This window comes from Bradyrhizobium sp. TM233, from assembly GCF_036247965.1.
In the GTDB taxonomy this organism is placed as follows: Bacteria; Pseudomonadota; Alphaproteobacteria; order Rhizobiales; family Xanthobacteraceae; genus Bradyrhizobium; species Bradyrhizobium ottawaense.
The window spans coordinates 1-279 of the sequence record NZ_BTIG01000106.1; the positions used below are offsets into that span (position 1 = coordinate 1).

Here is a 279-nt window from a genome sequence, read left to right on the forward strand (position 1 = left end):
GGCAAGGCCGGCCTCGATCGAGCGACTCTTCAGCGACACCACGACGGCATCGACCTCGGGTAGCGCGAGATCGTCCGCGGGCACGCCGATGGTCTGCACGGTGCGCAGGCCCGCGCGCGTCAGCGTGTTGGCGAGATCGGAAGCGCCGGTATAATCGTCGGCGATGCAGCCCAACGCAAGCGTCACGGCTTCACTCCAGCGTAAGGCTTGAACCAGGCAAGGCCGTCGGTGGTCTTGCCGCGCGGATTGTATTCGCAGCCGACGAAGCCGGCATAGCCG

General features: G+C 66.7%; 1 protein-coding gene and 1 pseudogene. Both read right to left on the bottom strand.

Features of this window, described 5'->3' with window-relative positions:
• The coding region (locus AABA86_RS33850) for a four-carbon acid sugar kinase family protein (protein ID WP_338309829.1) at positions 1-186 on the bottom strand (186 nt) is incomplete at its 3' end.
• Positions 183-279: pseudogene (locus tag AABA86_RS33855) on the bottom strand (hydroxypyruvate isomerase); the annotation flags it as partial. The pseudogene AABA86_RS33855 and the gene AABA86_RS33850, both read right to left, overlap by 4 nt.